The sequence below is a fragment of the Microbacterium gorillae genome (genome assembly GCF_000826185.2).
Taxonomy (GTDB): domain Bacteria; phylum Actinomycetota; class Actinomycetes; order Actinomycetales; family Microbacteriaceae; genus Microbacterium; species Microbacterium gorillae.
On record NZ_LN648871.1, the window covers coordinates 13,817 to 36,832 of the forward strand.

The window sequence follows — 23,016 nt, forward strand, 5'->3', positions numbered from 1 at the left end:
ATGCGCCTCTGGTCGCTGCACCCGCGGGTCCTGGACCGCGCGGCGCTCGTCGCGTGCTGGCGTGAGGCGCTGCTCGCGCAGAAGGTGCTGGCCGGCCTCACACGCGGCTACACCCGGCATCCGCAGCTGGAGCGCTTCCGGGCGACGGAGGACCCGCTCACAGCGATCGGTCACTTCCTGACGCAGGTGCAGCTCGAGGCGACCGCCCGCGGCTACCGCTTCGACGCGTCGCGCATCACGGTGCCGGGCGGTGCGAATCCCGCGATCCCGGTGACGGAGGGTCAACTCGCGTACGAGACGACGTGGCTGCGGTCCAAGGTCGACCTACGGGCGCCGGAGTGGGCTCAGCGCGTCACCGCGGAGGCGGCGCCGTCCTTCGTCGTGGGGCCCGGGCCGATCGAATCGTGGGAGCGCGTCGCGGGCTGACCGGTTCGCCGATGTCGGCGCCGTGCGGCAGGCTGGATGCATGCCCTCGACGACCCGCGACGACGCCCTCCGCGCACTCCGTTCCCTGGTCGGACGGGACGATGCCACGTTCCACGACGGTCAGTACGAGGCCATCGCCGCGCTCGTGGACGACCGCCGCCGCGCCCTCGTGGTTCAGCGCACCGGGTGGGGCAAATCCGCCGTGTACTTCGTGGCCACGGCGCTCCTGCGTGCCCGCGGCGGCGGACCCACGGTGCTCGTCTCGCCCCTGTTGGCGCTGATGCGCGACCAGATCGCCGCCGCCGCGCGGTCCGGCGTGCGGGCGGTCGCGATCAACTCCACGAACGCGCACGAGTGGCGCGAGGTGGAGGCCGCGCTCGACGCGGACGAGATCGACGTGCTGCTGGTGTCACCGGAGCGGCTGAACAACCCGGCGTTCCGCGAGCGTCAGCTGCCCGACCTGGTGCGCCGTATGGGCCTGCTCGTGGTGGACGAGGCGCACTGCATCAGTGACTGGGGGCACGATTTCCGCCCCGACTACCGGCGCCTCCGCGACCTGGTCGCCGCCCTTGACCCGTCCGTCCCGGTCCTGGCCACCACGGCGACCGCGAACAGCCGCGTCGTGGCCGACGTCGCCGAACAGCTCGGGGGAGCCGACCGCGTGCTCACCATCCGCGGCCCGCTGGCCCGGGCCTCGCTCCGTCTCGGCGTGCTGCGACTGCCGGACGCGGTCACTCGCCTGGCCTGGCTCATCACGCACCTGGACTCCCTGCCCGGGTCCGGCATCGTCTACACGCTCACCGTCGCCGCCGCGGAGGACACCGCGCGGGCGCTGCGCACGGCCGGGGTGGACGCCGCGGCGTACTCCGGCAAGACGCCGGCCGAGGAGCGCGAGGAGCTGGAGGACCGCCTGAGGCGCAACGACCTCCGCGTGCTCGTCGCCACGAGCGCGCTCGGTATGGGCTTCGACAAGCCCGACCTCGGCTTCGTCGTGCACCTCGGCGCGCCGTCCTCGCCCGTGGCGTACTACCAGCAGGTCGGCCGTGCCGGTCGTGCCACCGAGCGCGCCGATGTCCTGCTGCTGCCCGGCCCGGAGGACCCGGAGATCTGGGAGTACTTCGCGACGTCGTCCATGCCGGACGAAGAGCGCGCGCGCCGCGTGATCGACACGCTCTCGGACGCCCCGATGTCGACCCCGGCGCTGGAGGCGCGCGTGGACATCCGCCGCTCCCGCCTGGAGCTGCTGCTCAAGGTTCTGGACGTGGACGGCGCGGTCCGGCGCGTGTCCGGTGGCTGGGTCTCCACCGGGGAACCGTGGTCGTACGACGCCGATCGGTACGAGCGGATCGCCGCCGCCCGACGCGCGGAGCAGGACGCGATGATCGCGTACGAGCAGACCGACGAGTGCCGCATGATGTTCCTGCAGCGGGCCCTCGACGACCCGACCGCCGAGCCGTGCGGCCGCTGCGATCGGTGTGCGGGTCCCTGGTACGACGCCACCATCCCGGCCGCGGCGCAGCAGCAAGCCGGGTCCGCGCTCGATCGTGTCGGCGTGCCGATCGACCCGCGGGCGCAGTGGCCGACCGGCATGAGCGCATTCGGGCTGTCCCTGTCCGGACGCATTCCCGTCGATGAGCGTCCGGACGAGGGGCGTGCGCTGGCGCGGCTGACGGATCTCGGCTGGGGCCAGAGCCTGCGCGAGCTGTTCGCGCCCTCCGCGGTGGACGGTCCGCTGCCGCCGGCGATGCTGAACGCCTGCGCACGTGTCCTGGGGGAGTGGCCGTGGGAGGAACGTCCGGTCGCCGTGGTCTCCATCCCGTCCCGCACGCGTCCGATGCTGACGCGGTCGGTGGCGGAGGGCCTCGCCGGACTGGGAAGGTTGCCGTACCTCGGCGAGCTGGCGTCCTCCGTCGCCGGGCAGGAGCCCGCGCCGCCGGGGAACAGCGCCTTCCGGCTGTCCCGGGTCTGGGGGACGCTCAGTGCCGTCGGTCTGGACGTGCCGGCCGGCCCCGTCCTGCTCGTGGACGACCTCGCCGACAGTCGGTGGACGATCCAGGCGGCGACCTCCGCGCTGCGCGCCGCCGGAGCCACCCGCGTCCTCCCGTTCGCGCTCGCCCTCCGCGGCTGAACCCGGGGTGCCCGCCGAGGCAGGGCGGCTGACGTCGGTGCCCACCTCGTAGACTCGTTCGGTGGCCAAACTCTACTTCCGTTACGGCGCGATGAACTCCGGTAAGTCGACCGCCCTGCTCCAGGCCGCCTACAACTACGAGGAGCGCGGTCAGTCCGTCCTGCTGACCAAGCCCGCGATCGACACCAAGGGTGCGAACCAGGTCGAGTCCCGGCTCGGCATGACGCGCGAGGTCGACTTCCTGCTGCGACCCGAGGACGACGCGCGCACCGTCGTGGCCGAGCACCGACGCCGGCACCGCGAGGACGCCGAGTCCGCGCTGATTCCGGACGTGGTCGGCGACATCGCCTGCGTGCTCGTGGACGAGGCGCAGTTCCTCACCCCGGCGCAGGTGGACGACCTGTTCCGCGTCGCGGTCCTCGATGACATTCCGGTGATGGCATACGGCATCCGCAGCGACTTCCGCACTGCGGCGTTCCCCGGCTCGCGTCGTCTGCTGGAGATCGCGCACTCCCTTGAGGAGCTCAAGACGATCTGCCGCTGCGGCCGCAAGGCCGTCTTCAACGGCCGCGTCATCGGCGGCCGCTTCGTCTTCGACGGCGACCAGGTGGCGATCGACGCCGCTACCGCCGACGTCCGCGACGACCACTTCGTCACCTACGAGTCGCTCTGCGGCCGCTGCTATCTCGAGGAGTCCGGCGGAGTCCTGTCGGTGTCGTAGAAGACGGGTTCGTCCGACGCTGGCTGTGGTCGGACCACATGTGCTACCGTGTGGTCGGACCACAGGAGGACGAGTGAGCGAGGAAGCCGCGACGCGCGCATGGCAGGTCGTGCTCGAGCACATCGAGCGGCGACTGATCGCCGGTGAGCTCGTGCCGGGCGATCGTCTGCCGGGGGAGCGGGCCCTGTCCGCGGAGCTCGGCGTGGGACGCTCCAGCGTTCGCGAGGCTCTGCGCGTGCTGGAGGTCATGGGGCTCATCCGCACCGCCACCGGGTCCGGTCCGAGCGCGGGCGCGATCATCGTCGCGACACCGGAGGGCGGAATGAGCGCGCTGATGCGGCTGCAGGTGGCGGCCCGAGGGTTCCCGGTCCGGGACATCGTCCGCACGCGCCTCATCGTCGAATCCGCCGTCGCCGCGGAACTCGCGCACACCGGGGGCGACCTCGCCGAGGCTCGCGCCCTCCTGGACGCGATGGACGCGCCGGACCTCGACACGGCCGACTTCCTCGCCCTCGACACCGCCTTCCACCTGGCTCTCGCGAACGCGCACGGCAACCAGGTGCTCCTGGCGACGATGGCCGGACTCCGCTCCAGCATTGAGAGCTACGCGCACGACGGCGCCGGCCGCCTCGCCGATTGGGACGCCACCGCCGCGACCCTGCGCGCTGAGCACCGCGCCATCCTCGACGCCATCGTCGCCGGCGACGACGCCGCCGCCGCGCGTACGGTACGCGACCACATCTCCGGCTACTACGCCGCCATCTCCCTCGACCCCGGAAAGGACGCCGCCGCATGGTGAAGCGCCAGCTCCCCAACCCGCAGGAACTCCTGCAGCTCATGCAGTTCAAGGCTCCCACGCTGAACCCGACCGACCGTCGGCTGGAGAAGGCCCTGACGATCGCGGACCTCCGTCACATCGCCAAGCGCCGGACCCCGCGCGCCCCGTTCGACTACACCGATGGCTCGGCGGAAGGCGAGATCTCGCTGGCCCGCGCTCGCCAGGCGTTCCAGGACGTGGAGTTCCACCCTTCGATCCTGCGCAATGTGCCGGAGGTGGACACGTCCACCACGGTCCTCGGCGGGACTTCGTCGATGCCGTTCGGCATCGCCCCGACCGGCTTCACCCGGATGATGCAGACCGAGGGTGAGATCGCCGGGTCCGGTGCCGCCGGCGCCGCCGGCATCCCGTTCACGCTGTCGACCCTCGGGACGACCTCGATCGAGGACGTCAAGGCGGCGAATCCGCGCGGGCGCAACTGGTTCCAGCTCTACGTCCTGCGCGACCGCAGCATTTCGTACGGACTGGTCGAACGTGCCGCGAAGGCCGGCTTCGACACCCTCTTCTTCACGGTGGACACTCCCGTCGCCGGGGCCCGCCTGCGGGACAAGCGCGCCGGGTTCTCCATCCCACCCCAGCTGACGCTCTCGACGGTCATCAACGCCATCCCACGGCCGGCGTGGTGGATCAACTTCCTGACCACCCCGACGCTCGAGTTCGCATCGCTGACCTCCACCGGCGGCACCGTCGGAGACCTCATCGAGCAGGCGATGGACCCGACCATCTCGTTCGAGGACCTGGAGACCATCCGGGCCATGTGGCCGGGAAAGATCATGGTCAAGGGCGTGCAGACGCTCGAGGACGCGAAGCTCCTGGCCGACACCGGCATCGACGGCATCGTCCTGTCCAACCACGGCGGCCGTCAGCTGGACCGCGCCCCGATCCCGTTCCACCTGCTGCCGAGTGTCGTGCAGGAGTTGGGGGCGGACATGGAGATCCACCTCGACACCGGCATCATGAACGGCGCCGACATCGTCGCGTCCGTCGCCCTGGGCGCGGATTTCGCGCTGGTCGGGCGCGCGTACCTCTACGGCCTCATGGCCGGCGGACGACGCGGAGTGGACAAGACGATCTCCATCCTGCGCAGTGAGATCGAGCGCACGATGAAGCTGCTCGAGGTCGCCACGGTCGATGAGCTGAACCCGAGCCATGTCACGCAGCTCTCCCGCCTGCAGCCGATCGCGAAGCCCGTCGCGGACGCCGCCGAGGCGATGACGGCCGGCAAGCCGAAGACGGTCCCGGCGAACAGGCCGGCCCGCACCGCGAAGGCCTGATCGGGCCGGGTCGGCGCGCGGAACGGAACCGGATTCAGCCGGCGACGCGTGCGTCCAGCGACGCGAGCAGCGCGTCCAGGCGGTCGGCGGTGTCCTCCCACCCCTCGACCGCGACGCTCGGCACGCCGAGGGCGAGCACGGGGTAGTCGTTGCCGCCCTCGTCGAGCCGGTCGCCGTAGAAGAGCATGTCGGCCAGAGCCACGCCGCTCGCTTCCGCGAGCCGCGTCATGCCGTAGGCCTTGTCGATGCCGATCCGCGTGATGTCCAGGGAGGTCGAACCGCCGGCGCGAACCTCGAGGTCCGGCAGGCAGGCGGCGACGGCGGCGCGCAACCGCAGGCGCTTCTCGCCGGAGGGGTCCCACGCCTTCTTGTCGGCCAGGGCCGCGTGCTGTCCGAGCGCGGAGAAGGTGATCTGTGACCCGCGATCCTCGATGACATCGCCGGTCGGATTCTCCTCCCAGAGCCCCAGGCGGCGTGCCTCCTGCTCGAGCGCGGCGATGGCCGCCGCCTTCTGCGCCTCGTCGAGATCCTCGCGATACACCGTGGCGAAGCCGCTGCCATCGTGACGGTAGTACTGCGTGCCGCACGTGGGCATGAGGTGGATCCGCTGCAGCGTCGAGGCCGAGGTCTCCGGAAGGCGTGCGATGACCTGGGTCCGGAACTGCTCCCACTGCCCGCCGGAGATGATGGCCACCTGGACCCGCTCGGCGAGACGCACGAGCAGGTCGGCGATGCGGGGGTCGAGGACGGCCTTGGACGGCGCGAGGGTGTCGTCGAGGTCGAAGGCGACCAGCTCTGGCGCAGTCATGCGGGTCCTTCCGGAGGCGGAATATCCAGTCTAAGCGGCCGATTCATGCGAGCCCGCCGGGAAGCCTCGGCCCGGGACAGGATGACCGCGGCTCCGAGGAGGAAGCGGAGCGGGCGGGAGAACGCCGTCACCTCGCGCAGAGAATCGGCCGCCCCGGGTCGCGGACGTTCGGTCGTGATCGCCGGACGTGCGGTCGGGTGCGAAGCGCGGCGGCGGCTCAGGCTGAACGGGTGATGACGAATGACACTCAGCAGGCAGAACCGGCCACCGACGGCGTCCCCACGACAGCGGCACGCCAGGGCATGCGGTGGACGGGACTGCTGGCGATGCTGGCGACGAGCTTCGTGCTCGTCACGGCCGAATTCCTCCCCAGCGGGATCCTCACTCCGATGGCCGCCTCCTGGGGGGTGACGCCGGGCCAGGCGGGGCAGACCGTGACCGTCACCGCGGTCGTCGGCTTCATCGTGGCCCCGACGATCGCGGCGGCGGTTCCGCGGCTGGACCGTCGCCGGCTGCTGATCATCCTGGCGCTCCTGGCGATGGTGTCGAATCTCGTCGTCGCGATCGCACCGGACATCTGGGTGGCCTTGGCCGCGCGCGTTCTGCTCGGCGCTGCGCTCAGTGGCTTCTGGGCGATGTCACTGACGGTCGCCGCCACGCTGGCGAGCCCGGAACGCATCGGCAAGGCGATGGCCGTGGTGACCCTCGGGACCTCTGTGGCCACCATCGCGGGTGTCCCGATCGGAGTGGCGGTCAGCATGCTCGCCGATTGGCGCTATGTCTTCATCGGGGCGGCGGTGCTGAGCCTGGCCGTCGCGATCGTCCTGCGCCTGGCCCTGCCGCGGGTTCCCGCGTCCGCCGGCACGGGCCTCGGACAGCTCTGGGACACGTTGCGCCGCCCGGGGATCGCGTCGGGCCTGGCCGGTCACGTCCTGGTCGTGCTCGGCCAGATCACCGCGTACACGTTCATGCGCGTCGCTCTGGAGCGGGTTGACGGACTTGACGCCGCCGGAATCGCCGCCGTTCTCGTGCTGTTCGGCGTCGGTGGGTTCCTGGGGAACCTCCTCATCGGGCTTCTCGTCGATCGCCGACTCGCGGTGCTGGCCTTCGTGGTGCCGCTGCTTCTGGCGGCGTCGGTCGCGACGGTCGCTTTCGCGCCCGGATCGCTCGTCGCGGTCGCGGTGGCGGTGACCCTGTGGGGTGCGGGCTTCGGCGGCTGGCTGGTGATCGTCAACACCTGGCTGGGTCGCGTCGTCCCGGACCGCCTGGAGGCCGGCGGCGGGCTCGTGGTCGCCGGGTTCCAGCTCGCGATCACGATCGGGGCCGCGCTCGGTGGGCTGCTCGTGGACAGCTTCGGCGTGACGGTGACGTTCGTCGCCGCCGCCGGTGTCCTGGTGGTCGGAGCGGTGCTGTTCGGCCGGGCCGTGCACGGTGTCACGCACCGCTGCGCGGGGTGAGGCACGTCGGCGGGTGTCGCTGTGTCAGACGCGGGCGAGCTGATTGCGGCGCCAGGCCGCCGGGGTCAGGCCGGTGTGGCGGCGGAAGGCGCGGCTGAACCCGTCCTCGGAGGCGTACCCGAGCAGATGCGCGGTCTGGGAGACCGTCTGCCCGTCGCGCTCGAGGTGCGTCATCGCGGCGTCCATCCGCACGTTCGCGAGGTAGGTCGCCGGCGACTGCCCGACGAGGTCGCGGAAGCGTTCGGCGAACACCGTCCGGGACATCGCGGCGATCGTGGCGAGGCTGCCGACGGTCCACGCCCGCCCGGGCTCGTCGTGGATCGCGTCGATCACCCGTCCGACGTGGGGATCCTCGGTGCTGATGAGCCAGCTCTCCGTCGTGCACCCGCGTTCGGTCCACGCACGCATCGCCGCCGCCACGATCGTCGTCGCGATTCGTGCGCAGACCGTCGCATCGCCCACGCGGGACGCGCCGGGCGATTTCGGTCCCATCGCGGCGGCCAGCCCGGCGACGGCGGGTTCGGCGTCGGCGAAGTCCCGCACCACCATGAGGTCGGGGAATGATGTCGCGATGGTGCGGGCGCCGCGCGCGGGAACGAGTTCGGTGACGATGACCTCCGTGTCGGCATCCCCGCGCAGTTGCAAGCCGAGGCGCCCGGCGACGATGAGGATGTCGCCGGCGTCCAGCGTCTCGCGGCAGCTCGCGGACATCCTGCCGTCAGGGGAGCCGAACGTCAGTCTCACCCGTCCGGAGCGGACGTAGACGACCGCGGTGCGGTCCGGGTCCGGGCGCGCCGGCCAGGCCGTGAATCGGTCGTGGCGACGGGAGGACGCAACCTCCCAATCGAGGGCGGCGAGCATGCGCTCGAAGGCGGGGGAGTCTTGCGTCACCATGCCGTCGCCAACCGGTCCGCCCCCGCCGGTATTCCGCGGTGCCGGTGTGTCATGTGGCCGGTGTGTCCTGTGCGAGGCTGAACCCATGACGACCGCTCACGCCGTGGCCACCGACTTCGCGAAGCTCGTCGACGCGCAGCGGCTCAGTGCGTACGGCGTCCACGTGCGGATCGATGACGAGGAAGCCGAGCACCGGTGGCGCAGCGATGATCGCGTGAACGTGTACTCGGTGTCCAAGGGCGTGTGCGCGCTGGCGATCGGTATGGCGATCGACGAACGGCTCCTGTCGCTGGACACGCGCGTTCCGGAGCTTCTCCCGGCGATGGAACTCGGATCCGGAGTCGAGGAGGTGACGCTCCGTCATCTGCTGTCGATGACCAGCGGGATCGATTTCGCCTGGTTCGGGGGAGACCGCGTGCCGGGACCGGATCTGGCGCAGGCGATGCTGCGCCTGCCGACGGCGGGGCCGGGGGAGTCGTTCGCATACAGCGACGCGAGCACCTACGTCGCCATGCGGATGCTGGGCGCGATCGTCGGTGACGTTCGGGACTGGTTGCTGCCGCGGCTGTTCGACCCGCTGGAGATCGACAACCCGCAGTGGCACCGGTGTCCGCGCGGGTGGATCGTCGGCGGCAGCGGGCTCGAACTGCGCACGAGCGAGCTCGCTCGGATCGGGAGGGTGCTGCGCGATCGCGGGCGATGGGAGGGGCGACAGCTGGTCGAGTCGAGCTGGATCGATCGGATGCACAGCGAGTGGACCGACACGGGTGCGTCTCGTCCGTTCCAGCGTTACGGTCTCGCCGCCTGGGACGGCCCACAGCAGTGCTGGCGCCTGGATGGGCGCTACGGCCAGTACGTGGTCGTGGACGACGAACGTGGCGCCGTCATCACCATCACCGCGCACGAGGAGGAACGCGATCACCTCCTCGCCGACTTCGCGGCCCAGGTCCTTCGCGCGTAACGCCAAGGTCGCTCCCAGGGTCTGCATTTCCACGAGCGTGAAGCTGCCGGAATCGGGAGCAGTGCGAGGGTGTGATGCCGGCGCCGAACGACGAAAGAGCCGGTCCGTGATGGACCGGCTCTTTCGGATCTGGTCGGGGTGACAGGATTTGAACCTGCGGCCTCTTCGTCCCGAACGAAGCGCGCTACCAAGCTGCGCCACACCCCGTTGTCGGATCCGCGGGCGGTTCCGGACAACTCACTCAGTCTACCCGATGGAAGAGGGTGGTGATGACCAACCTCACCCCTCGCGGGGGACCAGAGTGATCAGTGACGCCTCCGGACGGCAGGCGAATCGCACCGGCGCGTAGATCGAGTGCCCGATGCCGGCGCTGACGTTCAGCGGGATGCGGCGCGTGCCGGCATCCCACGAGGACAGACCGCGGGTCTGATCGAGCGGAAGGTCGCAGTTCGCCACGAGTGCTCCGAAGCCGGGCACACGGACCTGACCGCCGTGCGTGTGACCCGCGAAGATCATGTCCGCCCCCTCAGCCGCGAACGCGTCCAGAACCCGACGATACGGAGCGTGCGTGACGCCGATCTCCAGGCGGGGGAGGTCCGAAGCCTCGTTGCGAACGCTCGCGGCGTAGGCCGGGAGCTCATCGAGGCGATCCCAGTCGCGATGCGCGTCCCCGACGCCGAAGAAGTCCAGCCTCCGCCCCCGCACCTGCAGGGCCGCGGCGCCGTTGTCCACGGAGTGCCACCCGAGCGTGTCCGTCAGGAAGGCGTCCAAGGCCGCGGTGTCCAGCGGCTTCTCCTCGACGTTTCCGCGCTGGGACGGGCCGGTCAGGTAGCGGAGCGGGTTGCGCGGGGTCGGCGCGAAGAAGTCGTTCGAGCCGTACACGAACACACCCGGGACACCGCGGAATCCGGCATACGCCGCGCGGATCGCGCGCAGCGCGTCCGGGTGTCCGAGGTTGTCGCCGGTGTTGACGATCAGGTCCGGACGCAGGGACGCCAGCGAGGCGATCCACGCCTGCTTGCGAACCTGCCAGGGAGCCATGTGGACGTCGGACAGGTGCAGGATCCGGATCGGGTCCGCACCCGCCGGCAGCACCGCGACGGTGTGCTGGCGCAGCGTGTACAGGTGTCGTTCAATGCCGATGCCCCACGTCGCCGCGGCGGCACCGGCGACCGCGACCGCCGCAAGGGCGGTGCGGCCGCGGTGCGTCGCGGTCGTCACCCGACCGGGCACTTCTTGGCTTGGACCTTGATCGAGATCGACGTGCCCTTCGACGTGGATGTTCCCGCGCCCGGGTTCGTTCCGGTCACTCGACCCTCCTTCGGCGCGTCCTTCTTCTCGGAGCACTGCTGCGTCACGGAGGAGAACCCAGCCGCGTTCAGCGCGTCCCGCGCATCGAACAGCGACTGCCCGGACACGTCCGGAACCGTCGCGCCCTTACCGGAGCTCGGGTTGATCGTGACCGTGGTGCCGGCCTGCACCGACCCGGCGCCCGGGTCCTGCGTGGCGATCGTGCCCTTCGGCTGGTCGGAGTCGACCTCGGAGCCGACGTTGACCTCGAATCCGGCGTCGTTGATGATCTTGGTCGCCTCATCGATGGACTTTCCGACCACGCTGGGCAGGTCCTTGTACACGAGGCGCGTCAGGTTCTGATCCGGCTGCGGGAACGGCCCCGCCGGGTACAACGCATCGGCGGCAGCCTGCATGCGCCGGCCGAGTTCGTAGCGGATGCTGTTCACCTGCCGGCCGTTGGCATCGTAATCGTAGACGTCCGCAAGGCCCTCGACGTTGCCGACCCACGCGGCGCTCGTGATACGCGAGCTCGTCTGGATCAACCAGGTCTGAATGGACTCCGCGGTCCCGGTCTTGCCGGCGAGTTCAGTGCCGTCGAACGGGTTGCCGTCCTGACCGGTTCCGCCCGAGGCCATCACGCCCTGCAGCGCGTAGAGCGCGGTCGCGGCGACGTTGGGGTCGATCTTCTGCGTGCAGGTGGGCTTGTACTCCTTGATCACCGTGCCCGTGGAGTCGGTGACCTTGTCGATCGCGTAGGGCGTGCACTGGGAACCCTTGTTCGCGAGGGTGGCGTACACGCTGGCCATGGCAACCGGCGAGATGTTGTTGGAACCGAGGAGCCAGAACAGGCCGGACGTCTCCAGCTGCTTGCCGTCACCGGGAACGGCGCCGAGACTGATCGCGAGGTCGCGCACCTTGCAGACGTTGATCTTCTCACTCATCGAGAGGAAGCCCGTGTTCAACGAATCCCGCGTGAATCGCATGACGTTGCCGCGGTATCCCGGGTTCCGGTCGAAGTTCTCGGAGTTTCCGGAGTAGATGAGGCCATCGCACTCGGAGGTGTAGTCCTTGTTGCGGTGGACGGCGTTCAGGGTCTCGTTCACCGAGTGGCCCTCGATCAGCCACTCCAGCAGCGTGAACACCTTGAACGTCGATCCGGTCATGAAGCCGGCACCGCCGTTGGTGGCGAGGTGCAGCTGGTCGCCGGCGTACACCATGGACGACCACGCGTTCGGGTCGGCTCCGGCCGGTGCGCCCGAGTCCGAGAAGTTCGTGTTCTGCGTGATGGAGAGAATTCGGCCGGTGGCCGCATCCAACTGGACGCCGGCCGACCCGAGGTCCATTCCCGGGATCGAGGCCGGAACCAGGTCATGCATGGCCGCCGTGGACTGCTCCTGCAGGCCGGGATCCAGGGTCGTGTAGACGCGCAGGCCGTCCTTGTTCATCTTGTCGATGCGGTCCTCGAGGGTCGCCCCGAACGTCTTGTCATCCAGGAGCATGCCCTTGACGAGCTGGCAGAAGTACTCCTTGCCGACCGCCTGCTGGCAGCCGACGACCGGGTCGCTGATCTTCGGATCGATCGGCTCCTTGATCGCCGCCTGGTACTCGGCATTGGTGATCTTGCCGTCCGCGCGCATGCGGAAGAGCACCGTGTCGCGACGGTCCTTGGTCTTCGCGTAACCGTTCGCCGCGCCGTTGTCCTCAGAATCGGGATGGTCAATGCGGAACGCGTTCGAGGACTGCACCATGCCGGCCAGCGTGGCCGCCTGGTTGAGGGTCAGATTGGCCGCCGACGTGCTGAAGTAGCGTTGCGCGGCGGCCTCGATGCCGTACGTGATGCCGCCCCACGAAGCGATGTTCAGGTAGCCGAGGAGGATGTCCTCCTTGGAGTACTGCGTCTCGAGCGAAATGGCGTAGCGCATCTCCTGCAGCTTGCGCTTGAGGCCATCCGTGCCCTTGGCGTTCGTCGCCGCCTCGTAGCAGTCATCTCGCGCCGTGTCGTCCACGGCGGTGTACTCACAGCGCTGGATGAGCACGTTCTTGACGTACTGCTGGCTGATCGAGGAACCGCCGGAGGTGTCCTTGTGCTGGAGGTTGCTGAGGAGGGCGCGCACGGTTCCCTGCATGTCCACGCCGCCGTGGGTGAAGAACCGGTTGTCCTCGGACGAGGTGATCGCGTCGATCATGACCGGGGCGATCTGGTTGTACGCCACCGGCTTACGGTTCTGCTGGTAGAACCGTGCCATCTCGACGTCCTTGCCGCTGGCGTCCTTGGCGTAGAAGATCGTCGGTTCCATGATCTTGTCGATCTTGAGCGAGTTCGGCAGGGAATCGAACATGTCGATGCCGCTCTTGGCCGCGAGGCCGCTCACCGCGATCGCGGGCGTCACGGTCGCGGTGATCAGGATTCCGGCGACGACGCTGAGGCCGAGCAGGCCGAGCAGTCCGCCGAGCACACCGCTGGCTGTGCGTTTCGTTCCAGGCATAGGCTTGATCGTACTGCCGAAGGCTGAAAGACGGCCTGCACACGCGACCCCTCGGAGACGAAGTGACCACCTGGGAATACCTCACCACGCCGCTGCTCATTCACAACACCGCCGCCATCATGAACAACTGGGGCAAGCAGGGATGGGAGCTCGTCCAGGTCGTCACGGGCCCCGAGGGAGGCCTCGTCGGCTACTTCAAGCGTCCGCTCTCGGATGCCGCCCCGGCCAACACCGGTCTCGCTTCCGCGGCGGCCGCAGCCACCCAGTTCGAGGAGTGAACATGTCCGTTTCCGCCCGCCTGTCCGAGCTCGGCATCGAGCTTCCCGCCGTCGCCGCGCCGGTCGCCGCCTACGTTCCCGCGGTGGTGCACGGCGACCTGGTGTACACGTCCGGCCAGCTCCCGATGGTCTCCGGTGCGCTGCCGGCCACCGGCAAGGTCGGCGAAGGCCACGGTCTCGTTCCCGCGTCGGACGCGCAGGACTACGCGCGCCAGTGCGCGCTGAACGCGATCGCCGCGGCGGCCGCCGCCGTCGGGGGAGTGGACAACCTCACCCGCGTCATCAAGGTCGTCGGCTTCGTGTCCTCCGTCCCCGAGTTCACCGGTCAGCCCGGTGTGATCAACGGCGCGAGCCTGATCCTCGGCGAGATCTTCGGGGATGCCGGCATTCACGCCCGTTCCGCCGTCGGCGTCGCGTCATTGCCGCTGGACGCGCCCGTCGAGGTCGAGGTCGTGTTCAGCCACTCGGCCTGACGCTTGAGAATGCGCGTGCCCCCGTCCGGATCCGGACGGGGGCACGCGCATGTCGATCGGGCGGTCAGAGCGCTTTCTGGAATTCGCCCATGCGTTCGGTCGGGACGAATCCGAGACGCCGATTGATCTCGAGCATGTGCTCGTTGACGCCGGCGTTGTAGGTGATCACCTGGCTCGTGGCGGGTGACTCGCGCTGCAGCCGCCGGAGGTTCGCGATCTTCACCAGCGTCCCGAGCCGGTGTCCTCGACGGCTGCGATCCACGAGCGTGCCCCACTGGTAGGCGTTGCCGTCATCACCCGAGACGACGATCTGCGTGTACGCGACCACCTGCCCGTCGGCGTCGACGGCGACGGAACCGAAGCTCGTGCGCCGCTGAGCCTGAAGGAGGCGCTCGGAGGCGCGGACGTCCTCGACGGCGGCGGTGGACGCCTCCAGGACCCGGTCACCGGTGGGAGCTTCGGTCTCCAGAGAGGCGTCGAGGGTGGCCCACCCCGCGACCACGTCCTCGGGCACCGGACCGTTCCAGGATTCGACGCGGAATCCGGCCGAGCGAGCGGACGCCTCCGCGTCGAGGTGATCAAGGATCCGCGCGTCGACGGGCAGCGAGAGGGTGCTCTGCACGTCGCTGAGCGCGAGGGCGTAACCGTGGCGGGTGGCGAAGGAGCGGCCGGGTGAGCCCGCACCGTCCTCGCCCAGCGCGTACGGCCACGACACCTCGCCGTCGAGGACGGTTCGCCCCTCGACGCGCGCCTCCGCTTCCAGTGCGGTCAGGACGGCCGAGCCGATGCCCTGACGGCGGAAGGCGGGCGGCACGTGCACGCCGAGCGCCGCCCGCGCGGTGTTCTCACGGCGAGGGAGGGCGAGTCGGGCCGACGCCACGACCACACCGTCGCGGCGGACCAGGTGCGCGCGGCGCTCGATCGTCTCGGACTGCTGACGCAGTTCATGACGGCTCTCCTCGAGCGTCCACACGGCGGCGTGCGCGCCGCGCTCGGCCCGTTCGGCATCGGCGTACGCCTGCCACCAGGCGTCGACGGACTCGTCGTCGAAGGGGTCGATCCGGCGGATGTCGAGAGTGGTCACGGGATCTCACGGTAGGTCATGCCGGGGCGTGCGTGGTGCCGGCGCCGGGAAAGACGACGCGGTTCCGCAGCCTCCCGGAACTCGGGGAGCTGCGGAACCGCTCGCCGTCAGCCTTACTTGACCTGCTTGGAGATCACGCTCATCACCGCGGTGTCGGCGAGGGTCGTCGTGTCGCCGACCTCGCGGCCCTCGGCGACATCGCGCAGCAGCCGTCGCATGATCTTGCCGGAGCGGGTCTTCGGCAGTTCGCCGACGATGTAGATGTCCCGCGGGCGTGCGATCGGACCGATCTGCTCGCCGACCCACAGCCGGAGGTTCTGCGCCAGGCCGTCGGCCTTGTGCGCGCGCAGGTAGTTCTCCTTGATGATCACGAACGCCACCACGGCCTGACCGGTGGTCTCATCGCTCGCACCGACCACGGCCGCCTCGGCGACCGCCTCATTGCCGACGAGCGCGGACTCGATCTCAGCGGTGGAGAGGCGGTGACCGGAGACGTTCATCACGTCGTCCACCCGGCCGAGCAGCCAGATGTCGCCGTCCTCGTCCTTGCGGGCGCCGTCGCCGGCGAAGTAGTAGCCCTTGTCCGCGAACATGCGCCAGTACGTGTCCACGTAACGGTCCGGGTCGCCCCAGATGCCCCGCAGCATGCTCGGCCACGGGCTGGTCACGACGAGGAGCCCGCCGTTGCCGTCCTCGACCTCCTCACCCTTCTCGTCGACGATCGACACCTCGATGCCCGGGATCGGGTTCTGCGCGGAGCCCGGGGTCAGTTCCGTGACGCCCGGCAGCGGCGAGATCATGATCGCGCCGGTCTCGGTCTGCCACCAGGTGTCCACGATCGGAGCGTGTCCGCCGCCGATGACGTCGCGGTACCAGACCCAGGCCTCCGGGTTGATCGGCTCGCCGACCGAGCCGAGCAGGCGGATGGAGGACAGATCGAACTCCTGCGGGATCTGGCGACCCTGCTTCATGAAGGAGCGGATCGCCGTGGGCGCGGTGTACAGGACGGTCACGCCGTACTTCTGCACGATCTCCCACCAGCGGCCCGGGTGCGGAGTCTCCGGCGTGCCCTCGTAGAGCACCTGGGTGGCGCCGTTGGCGAGGGGTCCGTAGGTGACGTAGCTGTGTCCGGTGATCCATCCGATGTCAGCCGTGCACCAGTAGACGTCGGTCTCCGGGTGGATGTCGTGCACGACGCGGTTGGTGAACGCGGCCTGGGTGAGGTAGCCGCCGGAAGTGTGCAGGATGCCCTTCGGCTTGCCGGTGGTGCCCGAGGTGTACAGGACGAACAACGGCGTCTCCGCCTCGAAGCCCTGCGCGGTGTGGTCGGGGCTGGCCGCCTCGACCTCCTCGTGCCACCACAGGTCGCGTCCCTCGGTCCACTCGACCTCGTTCTCACCGCGGCGAATCACCAGGACGTGCTCGACGGTGGCCTGCTCGCCCTCGCCGTTGCGGTCCGCCAGGGCCATGTCGACGGCCGGCTTCAGCGCGGAGACCTTGCCCTTGCGGTAGCCGCCGTCCGCGGTGATGACGAGCTTCGCGCCGGCGTCATCCAGCCGCGAACGCAGGCTGTCCGCGGAGAAGCCGCCGAACACGACGGAGTGGATCGCCCCGATGCGGGCGCAGGCGAGCATGGCCGCGACCGCCTCCGGGATCATCGGGAGGTACAGGGCGACGCGGTCGCCCTTCGTGACTCCGAGCCCCTCGAGGACGTTCGCGGCGCGCTTGACGAGATCGGTCAGTTCGGCATAGGTCACGGCGCGGGAATCGCCGGGCTCACCCTCGAACAGCAGAGCCACCCGGTCGCCGTTGCCGGCTTCGACGTGGCGGTCCAGGCAGTTGTAGGCGACGTTGAGCGTGCCGTCGGCGAACCACTTCGCGAACGGCGGGTTCGACCAGTCCAGCACCTCGGTGAACGACTTGTCCCAGGTGATCAGCTCGTTGGCCTGACGCGCCCAGAAGGCTTCCCGATCGGCCTTGGCCTCGTCGTACAGCTCAGCGGTGCCGATCGCTTGCGCCGCGAACTCCGGTGACGGCGAGAACCGCCGGGATTCGTTCAGCAGGTGGTCGATCTGGCTGCTCATACGGACGCTCCTTCGCGCGGAAATGACGAAAGCCGCTACATCGCGGCTGACCCGAATCTAGGCGGGTGGGGGTCCAGCCAATACTGCCGAAAGGGAGTGAGCGATGATCGCGTTCGGCGCGGGCGGGGGTGATTGTGCCCGATGCACGTCGCCCCGTATGCTGATGCCCTGCCGATCATCTGACTGTCATCGGCATGACGCGAGGTCGCCGATCCCCAGAGACGACCGACGCATGAGGCGGCATCCTGTTTCCCCCCACACAGGATGCCGCCTCTTCGTCATGGGAGCGCTTCCTCCCCAACCCGTGTCCGTGGGCTGATCGTTCGCACCGCACGGCTCGCGGGACCGACGCCGGGAGCGGCGGCCTAGCGTCCCGGACATGATCGATCCGTTCGTGGCCGCCCCCGAAGCCACACCGTGCTCGCCCCCTTCGCCGCGCTCATCGCCGACCCGAGCGTGACCGACATCTTCGTCAACGGGTCGGCGGGACTGTTCGTGGACCGCGGCGCGGGGGCGGTCCGACAGCCGGGCTGGCGTGCGTCCGAACGTGAGGTGCGCGAGCTCGCCACCGCGCTCATGTCCGCCGGGGACCGACACGTCGATGACGCCAACCCGTGCGTGGACGTCCGCCTGCATGACGGGATCCGAGTGCACGCCGTGCTCTCCCCGATCGCGACCAGCGGCACCGTGCTGTCGATCCGCATCCCGCGTCTGACTCGAGCGCGCCTGTCTGAGCTCGCCGACCGCGGCATGCTCGTGCCCGAGATCGAGGAGCGGTTGCGCGTCGCCGTCGGCGCACGAGCGAACTTCCTGATCAGCGGCGCCGGTGGGGTCGGGAAGACCACGCTGCTGTCGGCGCTGCTCGCCGAGGCGCATCCGGGCGAGCGCATCGTGACGATCGAGGATGTGGCGGAATTGCGCATCGAACACCCGCACCACGTCGCGCTGGAAGCTCGCCAGGCCAACCTCGAGGGCGCGGGCGAGATCTCGCTGGCCCGTCTCGTGCGCGAGGCCCTGCGGATGAAACCCGATCGCCTCGTGGTGGGCGAGTGCCGCGGGGGCGAGGTGCGAGAACTGCTCTCGGCGCTGAACACCGGCCACGACGGGGGTGCCGGAACCGTGCACGCGAACGGCCTCACCGATGTCCCCGCGCGACTGGAAGCGCTCGGCGCGCTCGCGGGTCTCGACGACATCGCGTTGGCTCGCCAGGTCGTCAGCGCGATGGATTTCGTCGTGCACCTGGAGCAGGGTGCCGATGGGGTTCGCCGAGTGGTCGCGCTCGGGGAGTTCCGCATCGAGCAGGGCAGGCTCGCCGTGTCCGCGCTCTGGGAAGCGCCCGCGGCCGACGAGCGGACACCGGCGACACACCCGTCGCAACGAGTGGACCGACCGATGGTGACGGCCCCGGCGGGTTCGGGCGCATCCGAGCCGGCGCGGCCCTCCGTCGGTGACGAGTCGCTGTCAGCGGAGGCGGACGAACGCGCCTCCTTCGATGAGATCGTGCGGGGGTATGACCGGGTTTCGTCGCCGCCGCCGCCGCTCGGTCGCGGCGGCTTCATCCCGCAACCGCGAGCAGCCGGGCGTGATGACCGCGCGGCGTGATCGCGACGCTGCGGTCGCGACGCGAGAAGCCGCGGACACCGCCAGACGGATCGCCGTCCTGCTGCACGCCGGAATCGTGCCGGAACGGGCCTGGACGTACGTCGGGGAAGTCGACGGCGGCGCCGTCGCGACGATCAGCGCGCGGATGAGTGGGGGAGCGCGGCCGGCTGACGCCATTGAGGCGCAGGGCGGACCCTGGGTGCCGCTCGCCGCGGCCTGGCGCATCGCTGAGGCCGTCGGTGCTCCGCTCGCGGACACGCTCCGCGCGATCGCGGGCGCGCTGCAGGACGGCAGCGAGACGGCCGACGACGTGACGGTCGCGCTCGCTGAGCCGACCGTCACCGCGCGCATCATGCTCTGGCTGCCGGTCCTCGGCCTGCTCCTGGGGGCGGTCCTCGGATTCGACACGATCGGTGTGCTGATCGGCAACCCGCTCGGTATCACGTGCCTGATCGCGGGCATCGGGCTGGTCGTCCTCGCCCGGCAATGGACGCGGCGTCTGGTCCGGCGTGCCCGCGACCTGCCGATCGCGCCCGGGTTGCGGGCCGAGTTGGCCGCGGTCGCGCTGAGCGGCGGGGCCACGATCGACCGGGCGCTCCGGCTCGTCGACGACGCCCTCGGGCAGGACGAGGACGCGGCGGTGGAGCGCGTACTGGCCTTGTCCCGGCGCGCAGGCGTGCCGGCGGCCGCGCTGCTGCGGGCGAGTGCCGCCGACGCGCGGCAGCGCACGCGCACCGAGGGTCGCATCCGAGCGGTCCGGTTGGGCAGCGCGATGCTGCTGCCCCTCGGGCTCTGCACCCTACCGGCGTTCTTCCTCCTCGGCGTCGCGCCGATGGTGCTGAGCGTCATCACCTCCACGCAGCTCGCGTGGTGAACCGAAGAAGGGACCGATGATGAGTGTGACTGGACGAAGAAGGATGCACCGGGAGATCGGGATCGCGTGCCCCCCGATCTCGCCGGGAGGATCGCGGGTGCGGTCACTGCGTGAGATCCTGCGGGACCCCGCCGGTGCGGCGACTGCGGAGTACGCGATCACGACGATGGCAGCGGTGGCGTTCGCGGGGATGCTCGTGATCATCATGCGCTCGGATGAGGTGCGCGGGATGCTCACGGATCTGGTGCAGCGCGCGCTCACGGTGCCGTGATCGGTGACCGGGTGGTGCCCGGCCCGGTCACCGCGCGGGTGCGACGCGCGGAGGCGGGCGGGGTGGCGGCGGAGTTCGCCGTCACTCTCCCCGCCGTGCTCCTGATCCTCGTTCTCGCGTTCGGCGCGCTGCACGCGCAGACCCAGCGCGTGCTGCTGCAGGACGCATCCGCCGATGCGGCCCGCCTCGTCGCCCGAGGCGATGATCCCGCGCGGGCCGCCGCGGTGGTGCGCACCGCGGTGGCGGGCGCGGAGCTCGACGTCGATCTGACGGGAGACCTCGTCTGCGCGACGGCATCGGCCGGGGTGGACCTCTGGCCGGGGATCACGGTCGACCTGCGAACGCGGTCCTGTGCGCTCGGGGACGGCGAATGACCCTGCGCGAGAGGTGGGGTGCATGCCCGGGGCCGGCCGCTGAGGGCGAACGCGTGCCGCGGGGACGGCGGCTGGCTCTGCATGGGAGGACGGGTGCATGTCCACGACGGTGACCGGAATCGGCACCCTGATGGGGGTGACGGTGCTGCTGGTGGGCGGGATCGCGGTGGGGCAGGCGGCCGCCGCGAGCCAGCGCGTCGCCGGGGCGGCGGATGCCGCTGCGCTCGCGGCCGCCGACACGCTCGCCGGCGCCACGACGGGCGACCCCTGCGACCGGGCGGACGAGCTGGCCCGGCGCAACGGTGCGGCGCTGGATCGGTGCGACCTGAACGGACTGATCGCGACCGTCTCCGTGTCCGCCCGCGTCCTCGGGCTGCCGGTGAGGGGTGCGGCACGGGCCGGAACGCGCGCGCCGGCCGACGACGGATCGGCGGGAGCCGACTACCCCAACGGAGCGATTCCGCGCGAGGTACTGCGGTCCATCCCGTGGCGGGCGGACCTCCTGCTGCGCGGCGACGCCGCGGCGGCCCTGGTCGCGATGAACACCGCGTACCGCGCGGAGCACGGTGCGGACCTTCCCCTCTCGGACGCCTACCGGGACTTGGCCGGGCAGAAGGAGCAGCGTCGGGCGTGGTGCGCCCGCGGAGCATGCGAATTCGCCGCGGTGCCCGGGACCTCGAACCACGGCTGGGGCACCGCGATCGACGTCGGCATCGCACGGACGGACTTCGGCAGCGCCACCTACCGGTGGCTCGTCGCGAACGCGCGCCGCTTCGGCTGGACGCACCCGACGTGGGCCGAACCGGGCGGCACCGCCCCCGAGGCCTGGCACTGGGAGTTCACGGGATGAGGGCAGAGGCAGGCGTCGGTAGGTGTCAGTTGCAGGTCGGGGTGGTGGGGCCGTAGTGGAAGCGGTCGTCGGTCCAGGCGATGAGGTCCCGCATGAAGTCGGTGTTGCCGTAGAGCATGCTGATGTGGTCGGACTTCTTGCGCTGGCGATAGTCCACGCTGACCCCGGCCTTGCAGAGCTTGTCCACGTACGACTTCTGCAGCGCCGGGCTGATCAGCGCATCCTCCATCCCCGTGACGATCATGAGGCCGCGCCCGCTCACCGGTTCCGGGTTGTTCTCGCGCAGCCGGGCGCCGAGGGGGCCCGTGCGCGGATCGACTTTGAAGAACGACGGATCGGCGAAGCGGGCGGCGACCGAGGCCACCGACACGAGCATCTCCGGACCGGCCAGACAGCGCTGCGGGTAAGCGCGCATCGCGAAGTCCGATCCGGGACGGACGTAATCGCGGATCCGGACGTCGTCGTAGCGCTCCGAATACGAGGTCAGGACGAAGGATTCCAGCACGGCCCCGCCGAGCTTCATGCTCAGCGAGTCCACCAGGCCGGTCAGGTCGACGGCAGGGCTGATCGCGGCGGTGCCGTAGACGTACAGCTCCGGCGCGTAATCGGCGGCGACCTGCGAGGCCCAGAGCGCCGCGTGACCACCCTGCGAATGGCCCCAGATCACCGTCGAGCGGCTGATCCGCGTCTCGGTGAGCTGGGTGGCGGCCCGTGTGGCGTCCAGCATCGCGTAGGCGCTGTCCCGCCCGACCAGGTAGGGGTTCGGGCCGGCCGTGCCGAGGCCGGGGTAGTCGGTCGCGACCAGCGCCCAGCCCTCCGCGATGATCTGATTCAGCGCGAACATCCCGCCGGATTTGAACGGACGCTCCTGCAACGACGGCGCGCACGTCGGGGCGTAGCCCGTGGTGCCGTGGCCCCACGTGATGGAAGGGTGCAGGAGGTCGTCGTCCGGAGCGGCCACGAGCGCACTCGCCACCCGGACATCCCCGTTGCCGTCGTTCGTCGTGTACAGGATGCGCCAGGCGCGAGCACCGGAGGGAACCTCGGGGTTCTCGAACGGTTCGGACCGGATCAGCTGTCCCGGCTCGTCCGGAATGTCACGCGGCGCAGCGTAGAACACGTCCGTCACGACCGAGTCCCGCGTGGCGATCACCGTCCCGATCGTGGTCGCGATGGCCGCGATCACCGCGACGGCGGCGATCAGGGAGCGGAGGAACCGACGCAGGAACCCGCTGCCGCTGCGGGGCGGTTTGCGCCGGCTGCCGCGCACGGTCGTCCACACCGTGTCCACGCCCGTGATGATGAGCCAGAACGCGAACACCACGCCGAGGATGATCATCGACGCGTCGCGCCAGACGAAGGCCACCACCCCGAAGCCGATGGCCGCCACTCCCAGCGTTGCCGACGAGATGCGTTCGTCGAGGCTGCGCGGACGGCCGCGTTGACGGAACGCCTGCATGATGCGGGCCACGCCGACGACGATCAGACCGAGCGACACCACGACGATGAGCACCCAGACCGTCAACCACGGGATGGTGAGCAGCACCACTCCGGTGGCGACCCAGAGGATCGCCGTGATGATCCGCCAGCGACGGGACGCGGCCGTCTCCCACAGGGCGAGCACGCCCTCGAGGATCGCGCCGATGCCGATGAGCACCGCGAGCAGGTCCAACGACGTGGTGGGGCGGACGATGACCAGAAGCCCGCCGATGATCGCGGCGACGCCGATCCCGATCCGCAGCGGGCGCGGTCCAGCCTCGAAGCGTCGGACGACCAGCGCCCGTTTCGCCGAAAACCCCACCTCATACCTCCAGCCATCCATTCCACCCCATCCGGCTGG

21 protein-coding genes and 1 tRNA gene are annotated in these 23,016 nt (G+C 70.2%); 14 read left to right on the forward strand and 8 right to left on the reverse strand.

Annotation, left to right across the window (positions count from 1 at the left end; all coding sequences use genetic code 11):
* From BN1193_RS01060 to BN1193_RS01080, 5 genes are all read left to right on the forward strand, one after another.
* Window positions 1-426, forward strand: coding sequence for a pyrimidine dimer DNA glycosylase/endonuclease V (locus BN1193_RS01060; protein WP_040163277.1), 426 nt, complete (start codon window positions 1-3; stop codon window positions 424-426).
* Window positions 427-466: 40 nt separating this feature from the next.
* Complete coding sequence (locus BN1193_RS01065; protein WP_040163280.1) at window positions 467-2,554, forward strand: RecQ family ATP-dependent DNA helicase; 2,088 nt, start codon at window positions 467-469, stop codon at window positions 2,552-2,554.
* Window positions 2,555-2,615: 61 nt separating this feature from the next.
* Window positions 2,616-3,275 (forward strand): thymidine kinase, encoded by a 660-nt coding sequence (locus tag BN1193_RS01070; protein ID WP_040163282.1) that lies wholly within the window; start codon window positions 2,616-2,618, stop codon window positions 3,273-3,275.
* 73 nt (window positions 3,276-3,348) lie between these two features.
* Window positions 3,349-4,074, forward strand: coding sequence for a FadR/GntR family transcriptional regulator (locus BN1193_RS01075; RefSeq protein ID WP_040163285.1), 726 nt, complete (start codon window positions 3,349-3,351; stop codon window positions 4,072-4,074).
* Window positions 4,068-5,387, forward strand: a complete 1,320-nt coding sequence (locus BN1193_RS01080) for an alpha-hydroxy acid oxidase (RefSeq protein ID WP_052460316.1) — start codon at window positions 4,068-4,070, stop codon at window positions 5,385-5,387. Before BN1193_RS01075 ends, BN1193_RS01080 begins: the two co-directional genes overlap by 7 nt.
* A gap of 34 nt (window positions 5,388-5,421) precedes the next feature.
* On the opposite strand, the gene BN1193_RS01085 is transcribed toward BN1193_RS01080, so the two are convergent.
* Window positions 5,422-6,195 carry an HAD-IIB family hydrolase gene (locus tag BN1193_RS01085; protein WP_040163288.1) on the reverse strand — a complete coding sequence of 258 codons (774 nt, stop codon included), beginning with the start codon at window positions 6,193-6,195 and terminating at the stop codon, window positions 5,422-5,424.
* Window positions 6,196-6,428: 233 nt separating this feature from the next.
* Between BN1193_RS01085 and BN1193_RS01090 the strand changes: the two genes are divergently transcribed.
* The gene (locus tag BN1193_RS01090) at window positions 6,429-7,652 is read left to right on the forward strand and encodes an MFS transporter (RefSeq protein ID WP_040163291.1); all 1,224 of its coding nucleotides are present in this window, start codon (window positions 6,429-6,431) and stop codon (window positions 7,650-7,652) included.
* Between the two features lie 24 nt (window positions 7,653-7,676).
* On the opposite strand, the gene BN1193_RS18215 is transcribed toward BN1193_RS01090, so the two are convergent.
* Complete coding sequence (locus BN1193_RS18215) at window positions 7,677-8,546, reverse strand: helix-turn-helix transcriptional regulator (protein WP_230206372.1); 870 nt, start codon at window positions 8,544-8,546, stop codon at window positions 7,677-7,679.
* Window positions 8,547-8,631: 85 nt separating this feature from the next.
* Between BN1193_RS18215 and BN1193_RS01100 the strand changes: the two genes are divergently transcribed.
* Entirely contained in the window at window positions 8,632-9,507 is an 876-nt protein-coding gene (locus BN1193_RS01100) for a serine hydrolase domain-containing protein (protein WP_040163293.1), read from the forward strand.
* Window positions 9,508-9,637: 130 nt separating this feature from the next.
* On the opposite strand, the gene BN1193_RS01105 is transcribed toward BN1193_RS01100, so the two are convergent.
* The 3 genes from BN1193_RS01105 to BN1193_RS01115 form a co-directional block, all read right to left on the reverse strand.
* A tRNA-Pro gene (locus BN1193_RS01105) sits at window positions 9,638-9,714 on the reverse strand.
* A 72-nt stretch (window positions 9,715-9,786) separates the two neighbouring features.
* A complete protein-coding gene (locus tag BN1193_RS01110; protein WP_040163610.1) occupies window positions 9,787-10,728 on the reverse strand; it encodes a metallophosphoesterase in 942 nt (313 codons plus the stop codon).
* Window positions 10,725-13,286: a transglycosylase domain-containing protein gene (locus BN1193_RS01115; protein ID WP_040163296.1), complete on the reverse strand. Its 2,562-nt coding sequence runs from the start codon at window positions 13,284-13,286 to the stop codon at window positions 10,725-10,727. Before BN1193_RS01115 ends, BN1193_RS01110 begins: the two co-directional genes overlap by 4 nt.
* Before the next feature lie 62 nt (window positions 13,287-13,348).
* Here BN1193_RS01115 and BN1193_RS01120 point away from each other — a divergent pair, with 62 nt between their 5' ends.
* Window positions 13,349-13,564 carry a hypothetical protein gene (locus tag BN1193_RS01120; RefSeq protein ID WP_040163299.1) on the forward strand — a complete coding sequence of 72 codons (216 nt, stop codon included), beginning with the start codon at window positions 13,349-13,351 and terminating at the stop codon, window positions 13,562-13,564.
* 2 nt (window positions 13,565-13,566) lie between these two features.
* On the forward strand, window positions 13,567-14,037 hold the full coding sequence (locus BN1193_RS01125) for a RidA family protein (RefSeq protein WP_040163302.1): 471 nt from the start codon (window positions 13,567-13,569) through the stop codon (window positions 14,035-14,037).
* A gap of 64 nt (window positions 14,038-14,101) precedes the next feature.
* Here BN1193_RS01125 and BN1193_RS01130 read toward each other — a convergent pair whose 3' ends face one another.
* Both BN1193_RS01130 and acs read right to left on the reverse strand, forming a co-directional pair.
* Complete coding sequence (locus BN1193_RS01130) at window positions 14,102-15,121, reverse strand: GNAT family N-acetyltransferase (protein ID WP_040163305.1); 1,020 nt, start codon at window positions 15,119-15,121, stop codon at window positions 14,102-14,104.
* Window positions 15,122-15,234: 113 nt separating this feature from the next.
* Complete coding sequence (gene acs / locus BN1193_RS01135; protein ID WP_040163308.1) at window positions 15,235-17,205, reverse strand: acetate--CoA ligase; 1,971 nt, start codon at window positions 17,203-17,205, stop codon at window positions 15,235-15,237.
* 417 nt (window positions 17,206-17,622) lie between these two features.
* On the opposite strand from acs, the gene BN1193_RS01140 reads away from it, so the two are divergent.
* From BN1193_RS01140 to BN1193_RS01160, 5 genes are all read left to right on the forward strand, one after another.
* Entirely contained in the window at window positions 17,623-18,807 is a 1,185-nt protein-coding gene (locus BN1193_RS01140; RefSeq protein ID WP_094770200.1) for a TadA family conjugal transfer-associated ATPase, read from the forward strand.
* The gene (locus BN1193_RS01145) at window positions 18,791-19,681 is read left to right on the forward strand and encodes a type II secretion system F family protein (RefSeq protein ID WP_040163613.1); all 891 of its coding nucleotides are present in this window, start codon (window positions 18,791-18,793) and stop codon (window positions 19,679-19,681) included. Before BN1193_RS01140 ends, BN1193_RS01145 begins: the two co-directional genes overlap by 17 nt.
* Window positions 19,682-19,700: 19 nt before the next feature.
* A complete protein-coding gene (locus BN1193_RS01150; RefSeq protein ID WP_407662080.1) occupies window positions 19,701-19,952 on the forward strand; it encodes a DUF4244 domain-containing protein in 252 nt (83 codons plus the stop codon).
* A complete protein-coding gene (locus BN1193_RS01155; protein ID WP_230206373.1) occupies window positions 19,949-20,326 on the forward strand; it encodes a TadE/TadG family type IV pilus assembly protein in 378 nt (125 codons plus the stop codon). Before BN1193_RS01150 ends, BN1193_RS01155 begins: the two co-directional genes overlap by 4 nt.
* 97 nt (window positions 20,327-20,423) lie before the next feature.
* A complete protein-coding gene (locus BN1193_RS01160) occupies window positions 20,424-21,176 on the forward strand; it encodes an Rv3654c family TadE-like protein (protein ID WP_052460318.1) in 753 nt (250 codons plus the stop codon).
* Window positions 21,177-21,201: 25 nt separating this feature from the next.
* On the opposite strand, the gene BN1193_RS01165 is transcribed toward BN1193_RS01160, so the two are convergent.
* A complete protein-coding gene (locus tag BN1193_RS01165; RefSeq protein WP_040163311.1) occupies window positions 21,202-22,977 on the reverse strand; it encodes a lipase family protein in 1,776 nt (591 codons plus the stop codon).
* Between the last annotated feature and the right edge of the window lie 39 nt (window positions 22,978-23,016).